This is a genomic window from Streptomyces sp. NPDC127197 (assembly GCF_042672405.1).
Classification (GTDB): domain Bacteria; phylum Actinomycetota; class Actinomycetes; order Streptomycetales; family Streptomycetaceae; genus Streptomyces; species Streptomyces flavusporus.
On sequence record NZ_JBHXVG010000065.1, the window covers coordinates 1 to 13104 of the forward strand.

At 68.4% G+C, this 13104-nt stretch carries 13 protein-coding genes and 2 pseudogenes; 5 read left to right on the forward strand and 10 right to left on the reverse strand.

Annotated elements, in window-relative coordinates:
- Positions 1-495: 495 nt before the first annotated feature.
- The 3 genes from ACFVJQ_RS42840 to ACFVJQ_RS42850 all read right to left on the reverse strand — a co-directional run bounded on the left by ACFVJQ_RS42840 (position 496) and on the right by ACFVJQ_RS42850 (position 2944).
- Positions 496-1350 carry an IS5 family transposase gene (locus tag ACFVJQ_RS42840; protein WP_385791171.1) on the reverse strand — a complete coding sequence of 285 codons (855 nt, stop codon included), beginning with the start codon at positions 1348-1350 and terminating at the stop codon, positions 496-498.
- A gap of 224 nt (positions 1351-1574) precedes the next feature.
- Positions 1575-2030 carry an ABA4-like family protein gene (locus tag ACFVJQ_RS42845; protein ID WP_385791173.1) on the reverse strand — a complete coding sequence of 152 codons (456 nt, stop codon included), beginning with the start codon at positions 2028-2030 and terminating at the stop codon, positions 1575-1577.
- Positions 2027-2944 carry a hypothetical protein gene (locus ACFVJQ_RS42850; RefSeq protein ID WP_385791209.1) on the reverse strand — a complete coding sequence of 306 codons (918 nt, stop codon included), beginning with the start codon at positions 2942-2944 and terminating at the stop codon, positions 2027-2029. Before ACFVJQ_RS42850 ends, ACFVJQ_RS42845 begins: the two co-directional genes overlap by 4 nt.
- Positions 2945-3166: 222 nt before the next feature.
- Between ACFVJQ_RS42850 and ACFVJQ_RS42855 the strand changes: the two genes are divergently transcribed.
- Positions 3167-3820: a MerR family transcriptional regulator gene (locus ACFVJQ_RS42855; RefSeq protein WP_385791175.1), complete on the forward strand. Its 654-nt coding sequence runs from the start codon at positions 3167-3169 to the stop codon at positions 3818-3820.
- 106 nt (positions 3821-3926) lie between these two features.
- Here the strand turns inward: ACFVJQ_RS42855 and ACFVJQ_RS42860 are convergent, their stop codons facing one another.
- The 3 genes and pseudogenes from ACFVJQ_RS42860 to ACFVJQ_RS42870 all read right to left on the reverse strand — a co-directional run bounded on the left by ACFVJQ_RS42860 (position 3927) and on the right by ACFVJQ_RS42870 (position 5947).
- Complete coding sequence (locus ACFVJQ_RS42860; RefSeq protein WP_385516553.1) at positions 3927-4199, reverse strand: hypothetical protein; 273 nt, start codon at positions 4197-4199, stop codon at positions 3927-3929.
- A 333-nt stretch (positions 4200-4532) separates the two neighbouring features.
- The gene (locus ACFVJQ_RS42865; RefSeq protein WP_385516551.1) at positions 4533-4754 is read right to left on the reverse strand and encodes a hypothetical protein; all 222 of its coding nucleotides are present in this window, start codon (positions 4752-4754) and stop codon (positions 4533-4535) included.
- Between the two features lie 426 nt (positions 4755-5180).
- Positions 5181-5947: pseudogene (locus ACFVJQ_RS42870) on the reverse strand (helix-turn-helix domain-containing protein).
- A gap of 387 nt (positions 5948-6334) precedes the next feature.
- Between ACFVJQ_RS42870 and ACFVJQ_RS42875 the strand changes: the two are divergent.
- Together ACFVJQ_RS42875 and ACFVJQ_RS42880 are read left to right on the forward strand one after the other, a co-directional pair.
- Positions 6335-6730 carry a DUF6879 family protein gene (locus ACFVJQ_RS42875; RefSeq protein ID WP_385791177.1) on the forward strand — a complete coding sequence of 132 codons (396 nt, stop codon included), beginning with the start codon at positions 6335-6337 and terminating at the stop codon, positions 6728-6730.
- A 32-nt stretch (positions 6731-6762) separates the two neighbouring features.
- Entirely contained in the window at positions 6763-7542 is a 780-nt protein-coding gene (locus tag ACFVJQ_RS42880) for a class I SAM-dependent methyltransferase (RefSeq protein ID WP_385791179.1), read from the forward strand.
- 57 nt (positions 7543-7599) lie between these two features.
- Here the strand turns inward: ACFVJQ_RS42880 and ACFVJQ_RS42885 are convergent.
- The 3 genes and pseudogenes from ACFVJQ_RS42885 to ACFVJQ_RS42895 all read right to left on the reverse strand — a co-directional run.
- Positions 7600-7810, reverse strand: a pseudogene (locus ACFVJQ_RS42885) (transposase); the annotation flags it as partial.
- A gap of 536 nt (positions 7811-8346) precedes the next feature.
- On the reverse strand, positions 8347-9192 hold the full coding sequence (locus ACFVJQ_RS42890) for an endo alpha-1,4 polygalactosaminidase (RefSeq protein WP_385516546.1): 846 nt from the start codon (positions 9190-9192) through the stop codon (positions 8347-8349).
- A gap of 4 nt (positions 9193-9196) precedes the next feature.
- Entirely contained in the window at positions 9197-9346 is a 150-nt protein-coding gene (locus ACFVJQ_RS42895; protein ID WP_385516544.1) for a hypothetical protein, read from the reverse strand.
- A 138-nt stretch (positions 9347-9484) separates the two neighbouring features.
- Between ACFVJQ_RS42895 and ACFVJQ_RS42900 the strand changes: the two genes are divergently transcribed.
- Entirely contained in the window at positions 9485-10723 is a 1239-nt protein-coding gene (locus ACFVJQ_RS42900; RefSeq protein ID WP_385791182.1) for an acyltransferase, read from the forward strand.
- Positions 10724-11523: 800 nt separating this feature from the next.
- On the forward strand, positions 11524-11988 hold the full coding sequence (locus ACFVJQ_RS42905) for a hypothetical protein (RefSeq protein WP_385791184.1): 465 nt from the start codon (positions 11524-11526) through the stop codon (positions 11986-11988).
- A gap of 63 nt (positions 11989-12051) precedes the next feature.
- Here the strand turns inward: ACFVJQ_RS42905 and ACFVJQ_RS42910 are convergent, their stop codons facing one another.
- The gene (locus ACFVJQ_RS42910; protein WP_385516538.1) at positions 12052-12597 is read right to left on the reverse strand and encodes a hypothetical protein; all 546 of its coding nucleotides are present in this window, start codon (positions 12595-12597) and stop codon (positions 12052-12054) included.
- Positions 12598-13104 lie beyond the last annotated feature (507 nt).

Consider the following 13104-nt stretch of genomic DNA (forward strand, 5'->3'; position numbering starts at 1 on the left):
CAGCCGCATGGGTGCAGTGACGCCTCGGAAGTCACACCGCGACGGCGAAGCCATCTGGGATGAAACAGACTTCACCGATGAAAACGACCTCTGAGAGGGCGTTAAGTCCGTTTCTGGTAGCGGCCCCGTCCGGGTTGGGTGAGGAAGCCTTGGCGGGTGAGGCGTCCGAGGCGGCTGCGGGTGACGTTCAGAGCCGGGTCGTCGGTCGGCATGCCGAGGAGTTCGTGCAGTTCGCGGACGCGGAATGCGTGGTCGGGGTGCTGGTTGAAGGCGTTCAGGGTGGCCTGGTAGGCGGGGGGTGACTCGGGCGGATCGGGTTCGGTCCCGGCCGGGGCGAGTTCGGCGATGACCTTCCGGGTGGTGGCCAGGTCTGCGAGGTGTGCTTCGGTCTCGGTGAGGGGGCGGTGAGGTGCTCGATCTGGTCGTGTAGTTCGCCGGCCCGGGCGGTGGCCTCGTCGTGCCGGGTCTGGATGTCTTTGAGGAGTTCGGTGATGTTCACGCGGCCGCCTGGAGGGTGTCGCGCCAGGCCGGGGTGGGTGTGGTGAGTCGGCGGGCCATGTTCGCGGTGGAGGCCCAGTAGACGCGCGAGGCGGAGGTGTCGGGCCGATGGTCGTACTCGCGGGCCAGACGTCGGTGCAGCATCAGCGTGCCGTTGACCTGCTCGACCACCCACCTCTTGGGCTGCGGGACGAAGCCCTTGCCCTGGTCGGCGGGGTTACGGCGGACGACCTCGACGGTGATGTCCAACAACGCGCCGTGGATGATGACCTCGTCCTTGAAGCCCTGGTCCACCAGGGCCTTCTCCAGGCGCATCCCGCACCGCTCGGCCGCCTGGTCGAGCAGGGCCGTGCCGGCGGCGTTGTCGTGGGCCGATGCGGCCAGGACGACGACGCCGATGATCAGTCCCAGCACGTCGACGGTCAGTCCCCGCTTGCGCCCCGGCGTCCTCTTGTTCGCGTCCAGTCCCGTCGTGGTCTTCGGGACACCCGCGGCCGCACGCACGGACTGGGTGTCGATGACCACCAGGGACGGGTCCTCTAATCGGCGGGCCTTCTCCCTCACCTGGCAGCGCAGGAGTTCCTGGATCCGCTGGTCGAGCCCGTCCTGGCGCCACAGGCTGAAGTAGCAGAAGACCGCCGACCAGGACGGGAGGTCATGGGGCAGGTAGCGCCACTGACAGCCCGTCCGGTTCTGGTAGAAGATCGCGTTCACGACCTCCCGGAGATCGCAGGTCCCGGGGTCTCCTGTCGCCGACCGCCCCACCCGGTCCTGTTTCCAGCCCGTGATCATCGGCTCGATCAAGGACCACTGCTCGTCCGATAAGTCGCTCGGATACAGTCTTCGCTCCATGCCCCGATCCCAGCATGCACATGCTGAACAGCCAGCCTGCACGACGATCAGTACCACGAACGAGCGATCACGAACCGAGAGGGAGGGACTTAACGCCCTCTGAGGTTGGGGAAGGCTGACGGCTTTCGGAGGTGAAGTGGGTTTAGCGGCATCCGCATCTCCCTCTGCGGGCTGGAGTTACCGATCAGCCGTCCGGTGGCGGGCGAGGCGGGCATGCGCTCGGCCTACGTGGCTGCGGCGGCCGTGAGGTCGTCGCGGGTCGAACGCCGTGACCTCGCCGCGCGCAGCCCCAGGAATACCAGCAGTCCGAAGGGCGACAGCAGGATTGTGAAGACCAGCAAAGGCCCCATCAGCAGGGTGGAGATCCCAAGCCTTCTGGCCTCCCGGTACATCCACTGCCCGATGAGGAGGTCCCAGGCGATGACTTGCGCCCAGATGGCTCCCGCGCCGTCCGCGAGTGCCGTCAGTTCACGGAAGGTGTCGAGGTCCGGGCTGCTGACCGCGGTCCAGAGCTCGGGGAACACCGGAACCGCGAGCGCGAGGTAGACGAGCAGTACGGGTACCACGGTCATCGGTGAGGCGGCGATGCGGGCGGTCGGGCCCCACGCGGGGGCGAAGATCATGAGCAGCCAGACGGGTGCGGCCAGCCAGAAGGAGAGCTCGAAGAGGAATCCGGTCATGCCATGACCTCCTTCGAGGCGCTGGCGTCTTCAGCGTCAGCTACCTGGCCCGAAGGGGGAGTCTGAGCCCGCAGGGATCCGTACGTCCCAAGAACGACGGCCACCAGGATCAGGCCAGCCGCCCCTAGCGTCAGGCCGTCCGGGTGGATCAGCGGCTGGCCCCGCAGCGCCTGCCAGAGGACCAGAGCGAAGGAAGCGGCGTACACCCCCGAGGCGAGCAGCACCAGGCGCAACCGTACCCGGTCGTCGGCGAGGCGGGCGAAGCGTGGTGCGAGGGCGGTCAGCAGCGTGACCAGCAGCGGCAGGAGTTGCAGCGCGTGCATGCCGACGAAGTGCGGGATCCGCAGATCGCCGCCGGTCGTCGACCAGCCGGTCAGCGGCATCGAGGGACCGCCGTCCGGCACACCCACGCTGTGCGCGCCGACCACCTGGGAGACGCCGCGCCGCTGCCCCGGCGCGGGCTGGGTCATCAGGAATCCGACGGCGGCCCCGGCCAGTGCCAGGACGATGCCGGAGCGCATCGCCCAGGCGGATGCGCGGTCGGTGATGCGGGCGCGGAGCAGCAGCACGGCGACGGCGAGCGTGCCGAGCCACAGGATGACGACCGTGACGGCCATCGCATTGAACAGCGCCTCGTCGAAAGGTGTTTCGTGGTTGAAGTGGCTGCGTTTGCCGCGTACCACCTGCCCGGTGATGATCACCATCTCGACGAGGCTCGCCAGTGCGACGACCGTCCCCGCCCACCAGCCCACCCGTCGGCCGCTGGGGAGGAGCGACAGCATCCAGGCCAGGGTGAGGCAGTACGCCACGAACGAGACCGAGAACTTGAACGGCTTGAACCAGATCGGCGCGCCCGCCAGGACACGGTCGTCGACGACGAGTCCGACCGCGGATATGACCGCCGTCACCGCCATGGCCACCGAGAACAGCACCAGCGGCCGATGCCATGACCGCCATGGCGCCGAGGACCACCACGACGGCGCAGGCCACGAAGACGGACGTGAAGAAGACATGGCTACCCCCTATCAACGGATAGCGGCACTATCCGCTATCCGATAGGCATACTATCTATGATGGGAGGTGGGCCGGCAAGGACCGGCGCGGTGGCAGAGCGACGGCCAGGGAGTGAACCGGCAGTGCGTATCGGAGAGTTGAGCCGAAAAACCGGAGTGCCGGTGCCGACGATCAAGTACTACGTCCGTGAAGGGCTACTGCCTCCCGGCGAGCTGACCAGCCCGAACCAGGCGACCTACGGCGAGACGCACGAGCGTCGGCTGCAACTGATCCGCGCCCTGCTCGATGTGGGCGGCCTGAAGGTGGCCGAGATCGCGGACGTACTGGCGGCCGTCGACGACCCGAAGCGTCCGCTGCACAAAGTGCTCGGCGCCGCCGCGGACCGCCTCGGCAGCACAAGCATCGAGCACGACGACGCCGAGGCGACGGCCGCCCAGGCCGCCGTCGCCGACCTCATCTCCCGGCGTGGCTGGCGGACGCACGAGTCGAACCCCGCCGCAGCCGACCTCTCCAAGGCTCTTGCCGCCATGGCCCGGTTGGGACACGGGGCGTTCGTCGAGGTGCTCGACGACTACGCCGACGCCGCCGAGCAGGTCGCCCGCGCCGACCTCGGGTACGTGGACCGGCGGGTGGCGGTCGAGGACATGGTCGAGGGTGTGGTGGTCGGGACCGTTCTGGGTGAGGCGGTGTTCAGCGCGCTGCGCAGGCTGGCCCATGTGGACGCCTCGGCGAAGCTCTACGGCACGGATGGGCCGCCGGAGCGGAAGACGAGCTGAGCCGACCGCAAGTTGGAAATGGCTCAGTGAGCGAACGAGCACCGCTTCGCTGGAGTCCAGGGCGGCTGAAAGGTCGCGGTACAGCTCTTCCGGAAACGTCCCTGCGTCAAGAGCGCAGGCCTGTACTGCATTCCTCACAGTTCCGTGCCTGCGTGGCCGTAGCCAGTGCGATGAACACAGGATGGGCCAGGACCTCGCGGGCCGCGTATCCGTTGCGAGCCTGCGTAATTCGGCGGACCAGATCATCGACGAGGCGACGGGCCCCGGGATACCCGGCAGCCCCGACCGCGTCCAGGGCGGTGAGACCGAGGCGTATGTCGAAGACCGTCATGCCTGGCTTCGCCTCGTGGCTCAGGTACATGGTCACCAGGTCCGTCACGTCGTCGATGCTTGCCCCAGTGGCGCGGCGGCACAGCGCAGTCAGACAGGCGGTGACAGCCTGTTCCCACGGCTCGCCGTGAGGTTCCCCTCGTTGGGTCACGCCGCACCCATGCCTGCGGCGTGACCGGGCGCGTCCTCGAATGCGAAGGTCTCGTCTTCCCCCAAGTCTGGGGTTTGGAAGGGGTTTGTCGTCGGAGGCGGCAATGCTGTGGCAGGACAGCGGGGTGCCCCTTCCAGAGCAGAGAACAGCGAGGTCAGATCGATGAGAGCTCTCTCTTTCGTTCCAAGCCCCGAAGGGACCTGGCATGCCGTGACTGGGTACAGCGCGGTCCTACAGCTTGGTCATCTTGGCGTACGGGCTCAAGATCCGCTCTTGCGTCGAGCCGAAATCCACGAGCGTCGCGATCCCGTCCTCGATGCCGATAACCCGGCCGAGGCCGTACATGTCGTGTGTGACCTGGTCGCCCACGGCGAAGTGCTTGGGAGCCGACGTAACCGGGGCCTTGAAGGGGCTGGTGGGCAGATGACGCTTCGGTGCAGCAGGCTTTGTCATTGCCCCCAGTATGCGCCTGCTGGCATCCGCTCCCTGCGGCCGTCCACGTCGGCTGTTCGGCACAGACCCGGACGGCAACTTCAGGAGAAGGGCTGGGGCGTCGTGCCGGTGACCTGCGGCTTCGATGCCCCGTGAGGAACGGAACTCGATCACAGGACACCCTCGCTGACCGTGGCTGGCCTTCGCACCCGGCACGGTTGTGGCACGAGCCTCAGCCGACGACAGTCAGCCACGACAGCGGGTGCGCCGACCGGCCAGGCACGCGCGTCTGCCGCCGCGACGGCGCCCCACACCCTGAGCAGCCGGGCAACGGGGGAGGGGGCCTGCTCTCCGTCGGCCTCGACCCAACGCGCAGACAGTACGCATGACGACGCCCCCTGCACGGCCCAACGCAGGCTGTGCAGGGGGCGTTTCGTCGTGTCAGCGTCAGTGCAGGGCCTCGATGGCCTTCACGATCAGGGCGCGGGCGTCGGCCCCGTACACGGCCATGCTCCGCAACTGCTCGAACGCCTTTACGTACAGGGCGATCTCGGACGGCTGAGTGACCTGGACGCGGGCCGCGAGCAGCTCGACCGAGACAAGGTTCTCGTCGTACACGTGGAACAGCTCCTGCGGCCACATGGGGCGCTCCCGTGTCGCGCTGGGGATGATGCCCACCGAGACCGACGGCAGCGCCGGCGGTGAGGAGGTAGCCGAGCTGCGCCGCCATCGCGTCCTGGTCACCCAACTGGTGGTAGAGCACCGACTCTTCGATGACCATGACGAACCGATGCCCCGGCTCGTGGATGATGCGGGAGCGTTCAAGCCGTGCCGCGACCGCGTCCGCCACATCGTCGGGGATGCTCCGGAACCTGGTGATCGAGGACATCAGCCCCCGCGCGTAACCCTCGGTCTGGAGCAGGCCGGGAACCATGGTGGGCGAGTAGACCCGGAACAGCTGCGTCGACTTGAACAGCGGCACATAGTTCAGACCGGTGCGGACCTTGCGCCGCCACTCCACGTACATGGACTCGGCGGTACGGGACTGGGCAATGATGTCGTCGGCCTGCCCGGCTGCGCCGCACGCCTCGCACCAGCGGCGGATGTCGTCGGCCGAGGGAGGCGTGCGCGCCCTCGATCCGGTACGTCTTCGGATGAGACCAGCCGCAGCGTGAGGCCAGCTCAGGCCCGGTGATCCCGGCGTCGGCGCACAGCTGCTCGCGCCGTACGTTCGCCGAGCCGTTCGCTCGGCTGACCGCCCCGCACGCGCGCTTTACCACGCGGCTCAACCACGTCCTGGAGCGCGTCGGGCTCGCGCTTGCCGGACGGGCCGGTGCCCGGCTGGCTGCCCCAGCTTCCGGTGCTCCTCCCCGCTTTGAGCCCCCACTCCATCGGCGCTGACGGGGGAGACACCTCTTGATCCTGACTCCGCAGGGCACATGCATCGTCGAGGGCAAAGTGGTGACCGACGCAGAAGCCCTGTCCCAAATGTCGATCCCACACGGCGAGACCCGCGTCGAGGTTCCGGAGGCAGCTATCACGGCCCGTGGGAGGAAACGCGTGGGAATGACCTCCAGTGCTGAGCGCAACCGGCTCTTCGAGTGCTCCAGCGGGATGCCTCCCACCTGGAACTGCGCGATGGCTACTTCGTGCCCGGTGAGCAGGGACCGTTTCAGCGCCGGCTCAACGGCGACGACGCCGACTACTCCTGCCTGGAGCCCTGGACCCAGCTCATGCAGCAGACCACCGGGCGCGGCATGACCGTCCGCCGCGTCCGGATGGTCACAGAACCCACCGATCCGCTGCTTCAACTGGAAAGTGCCTTTGACGCGTGCGGGAACAAGGACCTCGGCAATCCTCATTCTCCCTGGTCAGGGGCACTCTCCGCTTCAGTGATCATCTGTTGGACACCCACTCAGGGGGAGGAGCCTCCAGGTGAAAGCCAGAGGCTGGCAGCGCTGTCGGGTGACCGTCGCCGAGGTGGTGAGACGGGGTAGCCGACCGCCGGCACCACCGATAGCGTCACCGCATGGACCAGGACGAACGGCTGCTTCACGCCTCGTCGTTCGGCGCAGCGGCGGTCGCATACGCCGAGCACCGTCCGGACTACGCGCAGGCCGCGGTGCGCTGGGCGCTTGAGCCCGCGCCCGGTCCACGCGTGCTCGACCTCGGCGCCGGAACCGGCAAGCTGACCGCCGCGCTGGCTGCGCTGGGTGCCGAAGTCATTGCAGTCGAGCCCGATCCGGCGATGCTGACCGAGCTGCGCCGCTCGCTGCCGGCTGTCCGTGCCCTGTCGGGTAGTGCCGAGGCGATACCGCTGCCGGACGCGTCCGTCGATGCCGTGCTGGCCGGCAACGCCATGCATTGGTTCGACATGGCCGTCGCAGGACCCGAGATCGCCAGGGTCCTCGCACCCGGCGGTATCCTGGCCGGCCTGTGGAACGTCATGGACGACCGGGTCGACTGGGTTGCCGGGCTCGCGCGGGTCAGCGGGAGCGCGGCCATCGGCCCGCGTGACACGCCCACCAGCTGGCGTACTGAGACGGCCGGCATACACCTTCCAAAGACTGGCGTGGCCGCCCGGTTCGGCTCGCCGGAGCAGGCCGAGTTCCCGCACGGGCAGCGCCGCATCGCCGACTCTCTCGTCGCGGCCATCGCGACGCGCGCGGGGGTTCTGGTCATGCCAGAACAGGAACGAGAGGCCACGCTGGGGCGGATCCGTGCATTCCTCGCGAGTAGAGCCGAGACCGCCCGCGGCGAGTTCACTCTCCCGATGCTGACCGGCGTGCTGCGCGTCCGGCGGCTGTGAAGCATCGCGTCGACACCCGAGTCTGACGCACGGCCGCGAGCGCGCGGGGACCTGTCGCGGCGAGTGTGTCGACGAGGCGGGAGACGGTCGGGTCGGACGCGACCGGCCCGAACATGCCGTCGGCCCGCAGTGTCGCCACGTCCGCCAGGAAGTCCCCGCCCAGAGCACCCGCGAGCGCGAGGTCGAGCAGGTTCTTTACCGGGTCGTGTACCGTCCGCGGCTTACGCCACGGCTCCAGCGCCGCCGACAGCGCGTCATCCAGGCCGGTCCGTCACACGGGCATCCACCAGCTGCTGAAGCGCATATTCCGCCGCGCCGAGAGCCGCCTGCACCCGCTCGACCTCCTCCCGCAGTCGCGCGACCTCTTTCCCTGACCTTCTTCTCCCGGGGCTCCAGCAGACGGAGCACCGATGGCACCAGCCACCTCCACAAGCGACGCGAGCAAGCCAACCGCCTCATCTCTCCCGCCGCAGACCGGAGTTCATACCGCCCCCATCCGAACCAACGGATCACGTTCGGAAAGCGGATGGCTTCTCACTGCAGGCCTTATGGCCTGTGACGACAAAGAGCCCGTCCGTCCGGGGCCGCGTTGGGCACTCCGCTACGAGCCTGGCTCGCTTTTCCCAGACCGCGGCTGCGACCACGAGGTCTACTGCCAATGCGGCCCCGAACGCGACATCGGGCCGGCCATGGTCCGGCGCGGCACCTCGTACGGCAGCCAACTGTCCGCCTGCCTCGAGGGCGACGCCGGCAACGACACCTGCATCGTCGACTCCGACAACCTGATCGGCTGCGGGCCACACGTCATTCGGCCCTTTGGGCAGTGCAGGCACGGTACAGGTATCCGTGCTCGTCAGCCCGCCGGAGGTCCCGGTCGCGGAGCAGCACGGACAGCTTATGGCCCCAGTGCTTGCACGTGGCGTCAAAGTCTGCGGCCCGATACTCGACGGCGAGGACGTGGGGGCCGTAAGCCTCCTCGTACACCCCGCACTCGTCGTGGCGACCGCACTCCTCGGCCACGGCGAAGTCGAATCCGATGCGCTTATCCTGCGAGGTCAGCTCGGCGGTGTTCTTCTGGGCGACGGCCAGCCCGCTCGCATGCGCCCGGTCGGCCAGCAGCTCGGCGAAGGCCGCCGCGTCCCGCCGGTCCAGCAGGCCCTCTGACCGGGTGTACGAGTCCAGGTTGTCCGGCTCGACTGCCTGGAAGCCGTCGACGGCGCAGCTGTCGATCCACTCGCCGACGATGACCGCGAGCCGTGACCGTTTGGCGGACGTGGAGATGTCGAGCAGCGCCTCGCCCCAGTCCTGGTCGACGATCTCCGCACCCTCTCGGTCGTGCAGCAGCAGATCGTCGTGCCGCTTGCGCCACCACGACAGCTCCTGAGGCTGGGCCTGGAAGGCGTTCACGTAGCAGACCGAGTACACCCCCTTGGCCGGGCGCGCTTCGCGATCCCGCACGACGGTGCGGGTACCCGCCGGCGGTTCGTAGGCGCCGCCCAGCTGGTAGTCGAACGCGCCGTGTGCAGGCGGCGGTTCGATGTACTCGTTCGAGGCGCTCAGTCCCTGGCAGGACAGTGATGCGGCGGTGAGGACGAACCCCGCTGCCCATGCGCGCAACCACCGTGCTCTGCCGTTCAGCCTGTGCCCCATGAGCTCAGTCGATCATGCGCAGTCCGCTGTCGTCGAACCCGGAGGTGTGCGCCTCATGGAAGTCGGCCTCGGCTTCGTCGCGGAGCCGGGCGCGGTTGGGGGCAGCTTCGAAACGCTCGGCGCCAGCGGCTGAGGCGCAGTCCCGTCTAGTCATCAGCCCTCTCCTTCGGAACACCTCTCTCGCACGTTGTCACCGGGGGTTCGGGCCGGGCACGCGGAATCCGTTGTGGGGATGGCGCCCGGAGGCCGGTCGCTCAACACTGGGGACGGGCGACGGGGGGAGGGCTCGGGCATGGCGACGCGCACAGAACCGGCGCAGGCGGCGTTACCCGAGCGGCGACCGGAGTTGGACGCTGTCCGGATGCTGGTCGTGATCGGGCTGGTCTTCTTCCACTCGGCGCTGGTGTTCGCCACCGACGACGACTACTACGTCAAGAACGCCGAGACCACCGAAGCCATCGTGATCATCGCCGGGTTCGGGGTCGTCTGGGCCATGCCGCTGCTGTTCCTCATCTCCGGCCTCGGCGCCTGGCACTCGCTGCGGCGCCGCGGCGCGGGCGGTTTCGCCAAGGAGCGGCTGCTGCGGCTCGGCGTACCGCTGGTCTTCGCGACCCTCGCCCTGAACCCGCTGCCGCAGTGGCTGCGGCTGCGCTCGGCCGACCCCAACCACCACGAGCCGTACCTCGGCTTCCTCCCCGACTTCTACGACGTGCACCTGGAGCCCGAAGAATTCCCCTTCCTCGTCCAGGGCGAGCACTTCGAGACCGGCCATCTCTGGTTCGTCGTACTCCTCCTGGCGTTCTCCCTCATGCTTGCGCCGCTTCACCGGTGGCTGCCGCGCGAGCGCGTCCGCCGTATCGGCGACCGGGTGGCGCAGGCGGCCCTGCGCCGACGCGGCGTCGTACTCCTGCCGACCCTCGTCTTCGCGGCGATCTGCGCCTTCGCGGGGATGGAGGAGGACTACGCGGGCTGGCACCGCTGGTCGTACCTGCTGTTTTTCGTCGCCGGCTTCGCGCTCGCCGCCGACGACCGCTTCCGTACCGTGATGCGCCGCGACGCCGGGCCCGCATCCTGGCTCGGTGTCCTGCTGTTCTCGGCGGCCGGCCCCGGTGTCGCCCTGTCCGACGAGCCCTTCACGGAGATGACCCCCCTGGCCACCGTCTCCCGGGCGCTGTTCGGCGCGGCCGGATGGTGCCTGGTGGTCGCCATCCCGGGCCTCCTCGACCGTTGGCGGCAACAACCGCGAAAGGCACAGCAGCAACCGCAACCGCAACCGCGCACGGCGCCGAACCCGGCCCCGACTACCCGCCGACGCCTCTACGGCTATCTCGCCGCCGCCGTGCTACCGCTGTACATCCTGCACCAGCCGATCGTGGTCGCCGTCGCGTACTTCGTGGTCGGCTGGTCGGCGCCGATCCTGGTCGAGTATGTCGTGCTCGTGACGATCGCCCTCGCCCTCACCCTCGTCGCGTACGAATTGCTGGTTCGTCGCACCCGCGTGACCCGCTTCCTGTTCGGGATGCGGCCCTAGGTGGAGGGCGGCTCCACGAGAAGTTCGGCGATGGCCGGTCCGCAGCAGCCGGGGCTGCTGCGGGGCGTGGTGGCGAGCCACGCCGTGCCGGCCATCGTGCGGCACCCGGCCCGCAAGGGACCAATCAGGAAAGATCAGGTGCGCCTGGAAGTGTGGGAAGCGGCACAGCCGTCGCACGGCGCGCGACGGTCGCGGCGGGCCAGATCGTGTTCCTTGTGGGGTTTCTTCTGGTAGGCCGCCGGCCCTGCTCCTGGCGGGTGGTGGATTCCGGGTTGTTGTCGGGGTGGCTGGTGCCGGGGCGGGGTGTCCTGGCCGGTTTGCGGGGTGGGATCGTCCAGTGCTGGGGATGGGTCGGGGCGTTGTTGTCGGTGCTGGATGGCACGATCCGGTCATGAGTGGCGGGTTTTCAATTGGTGTGTGTTTCTGGGGTGCTGGCAGCGGGAGTGGGTTCCGCGCGCGGACGGGGAGGGTGGGCAGGGCGAGGGCGTGGGCTTCGTGCCGCCTGTCGTTGTGCCGCTGCTGGTCACAACGGCGCCTTCTTGTTCGCGGGCGGGCAGTGGCACGAAGATGTGTTTTCGGGAGGTTGTGACTGACCGCGAGCACCGCGCAGGTCATCCGGCACCTCCTGTCGGCGGCAGGAGACCGTGGTCCGCAATCAGTGAATACAGCCCGATGCCCCGCGGGCCCTGCTCGCCTGGAACGGCTTCGGCTACGAGAGGGCAGGCACCGTCCCGGACCTGGCCGCCGCGCAGAAGTGGGTGAACCAGGCCGTTTTGGGCACCGAGCCCCACGACCGGTAGGTGACACCGGCCGCCCTGAGCGGGCTCCTCGGTGCTGCCGCGTTCGCTCTGGCGAGCGGGGCCTGCAAGGTCTTCGGTCAGGACTTCGCCGAGCGGATCCTCACCTGGGTCAGTCACTTCTGGACCAGGCTCTGCATCGAGACACCCGGCCCGCTCCAGTCCTCGGAGCGGGCCGTCGCCGGCGACGGCCGTACGGTCATCGCCGGGCAGGGCGGATGGACCCCGCCGCGGGCGGCGCGCGGCCGGGCCCCTCTGGCGCGTCGGTGTGCCTGGGTACGAGTCCCTGCTGCGGCTGCTGCGTGCCTTTCTGCCCGGGTTCGTCGGCAGCCTCATGGCCGCCACCGTGCTCGCGACCGCCACCTGGAGCGTGAAGGAGATCCGCGAGGGGATGCGTACCCGGCCGACGCGCTGCGGCCCGTCGGCCGCGGCAGCGGCGATGATCCCGACCAGCAGCAGGGCGCCTGAGTCCGGTTGTCCCCGTTGGACTCAAGCGGGGGGACCCACCCCTGGACCGCACCCACAGCGCGCTCAGGTGGTACGGCGGTCGATCTCCCGTTGCACGGCATCGATCGCCGTGCGGATCGACGTGATGGCTGCGCCCTGCTGCCGTGACAGCTCGAGCAGATCGTCCAGTGCGATCTTCCGGCTCGCGAGCTTTCTGGCGTAGCCGTCGGGCAGGACCGTCTTCTCGTAGATGTCGATGTGCGCGACGACCGCCCCGAAGGGCAGGTCGGGGGAGCGCTTCTCCGCCTGCTTGATCAGGCTGCGATGCTCACTGAGCTTTTCCAGGTCGGCCTTCTGCGCCGGCATGGCGGCCAGCTTGTCGAGGGTGACGGTGGTCTGGTCCAGCAGGTCGTAGTCCGACTGGAGCCGCTTGGCTTCCTTCGCCTTCCGGTGCTTGTACACCCTGTCGATGGAGAAGGAGGTGGTAACGAGAAGGGTGACCAGGCCGATTGCTGCGGCCCACGTCCACGTACTGCTGAAGCTCTCCTGGGGAGAATTATCGGCCAGCATCACACGGATGCATGGCCGATACGCGATATTCACCAGCGGGGGCGTCGCGCAGTGCATCATGAACTGTCCTTGTAGAGAACTAGGCCTGCCAGGGCTCCTGCCCGAGCACCTGGAGGCTGCGGATTGGTTCTCCGTGCGCCGCGCAGCCGGCGCAGGACTGTGGCCCCGGACCCGGTGAGGTCCGGGGCCACAGCTGTGTATCTCGCTGCTTCCCCGTCGTCTGCGCGGAGGCCTCCCCGGTCGGGGAGCTGCTCCTGCGGGACATCGAAGTGCGCAGATTGCTTCGCTGTTGCAGAGTCTCATCTCCAGTAGAGGGCGCAGCGATCATCAAACCAAGCGCGATATTACCCGCCTCGGAAACGGCGAACTTGCCACTGAGCGGCTGCCCGGAATGTGGCCGACCGAAAATGATCAGATTGTTCGAAAATTATTCGCTCTTGCTTCGCGGAGAAACCTGGACGCTTGCCCGCCTGCTCGTTCATCAGTTCGTGATGCGGTGATCAACTGGATTATTCGTGTGCTTGTGGAAAGAATGGCATCCCTGCGTACGAGGCAAGCCGAGGGGGG

What these genes read in the sequence shown, in the direction of transcription:
- ACFVJQ_RS42840 (WP_385791171.1), bottom strand. Translation starts at nt 1,350, where the DNA reads ATGGAGCGAAGACTGTATCCGAGCGACTTATCGGACGAGCAGTGGTCC.
- ACFVJQ_RS42845 (WP_385791173.1), bottom strand. Translation starts at nt 2,030, where the DNA reads ATGACCGGATTCCTCTTCGAGCTCTCCTTCTGGCTGGCCGCACCCGTC.
- ACFVJQ_RS42850 (WP_385791209.1), bottom strand. Translation starts at nt 2,944, where the DNA reads ATGGCGGTGACGGCGGTCATATCCGCGGTCGGACTCGTCGTCGACGAC.
- ACFVJQ_RS42865 (WP_385516551.1), bottom strand. Translation starts at nt 4,754, where the DNA reads ATGACAAAGCCTGCTGCACCGAAGCGTCATCTGCCCACCAGCCCCTTC.
- ACFVJQ_RS42880 (WP_385791179.1), top strand. Translation starts at nt 6,763, where the DNA reads ATGGACCAGGACGAACGGCTGCTTCACGCCTCGTCGTTCGGCGCAGCG.
- ACFVJQ_RS42890 (WP_385516546.1), bottom strand. Translation starts at nt 9,192, where the DNA reads ATGGGGCACAGGCTGAACGGCAGAGCACGGTGGTTGCGCGCATGGGCA.
- ACFVJQ_RS42895 (WP_385516544.1), bottom strand. Translation starts at nt 9,346, where the DNA reads ATGACTAGACGGGACTGCGCCTCAGCCGCTGGCGCCGAGCGTTTCGAA.
- ACFVJQ_RS42900 (WP_385791182.1), top strand. Translation starts at nt 9,485, where the DNA reads ATGGCGACGCGCACAGAACCGGCGCAGGCGGCGTTACCCGAGCGGCGA.
- ACFVJQ_RS42910 (WP_385516538.1), bottom strand. Translation starts at nt 12,597, where the DNA reads ATGATGCACTGCGCGACGCCCCCGCTGGTGAATATCGCGTATCGGCCA.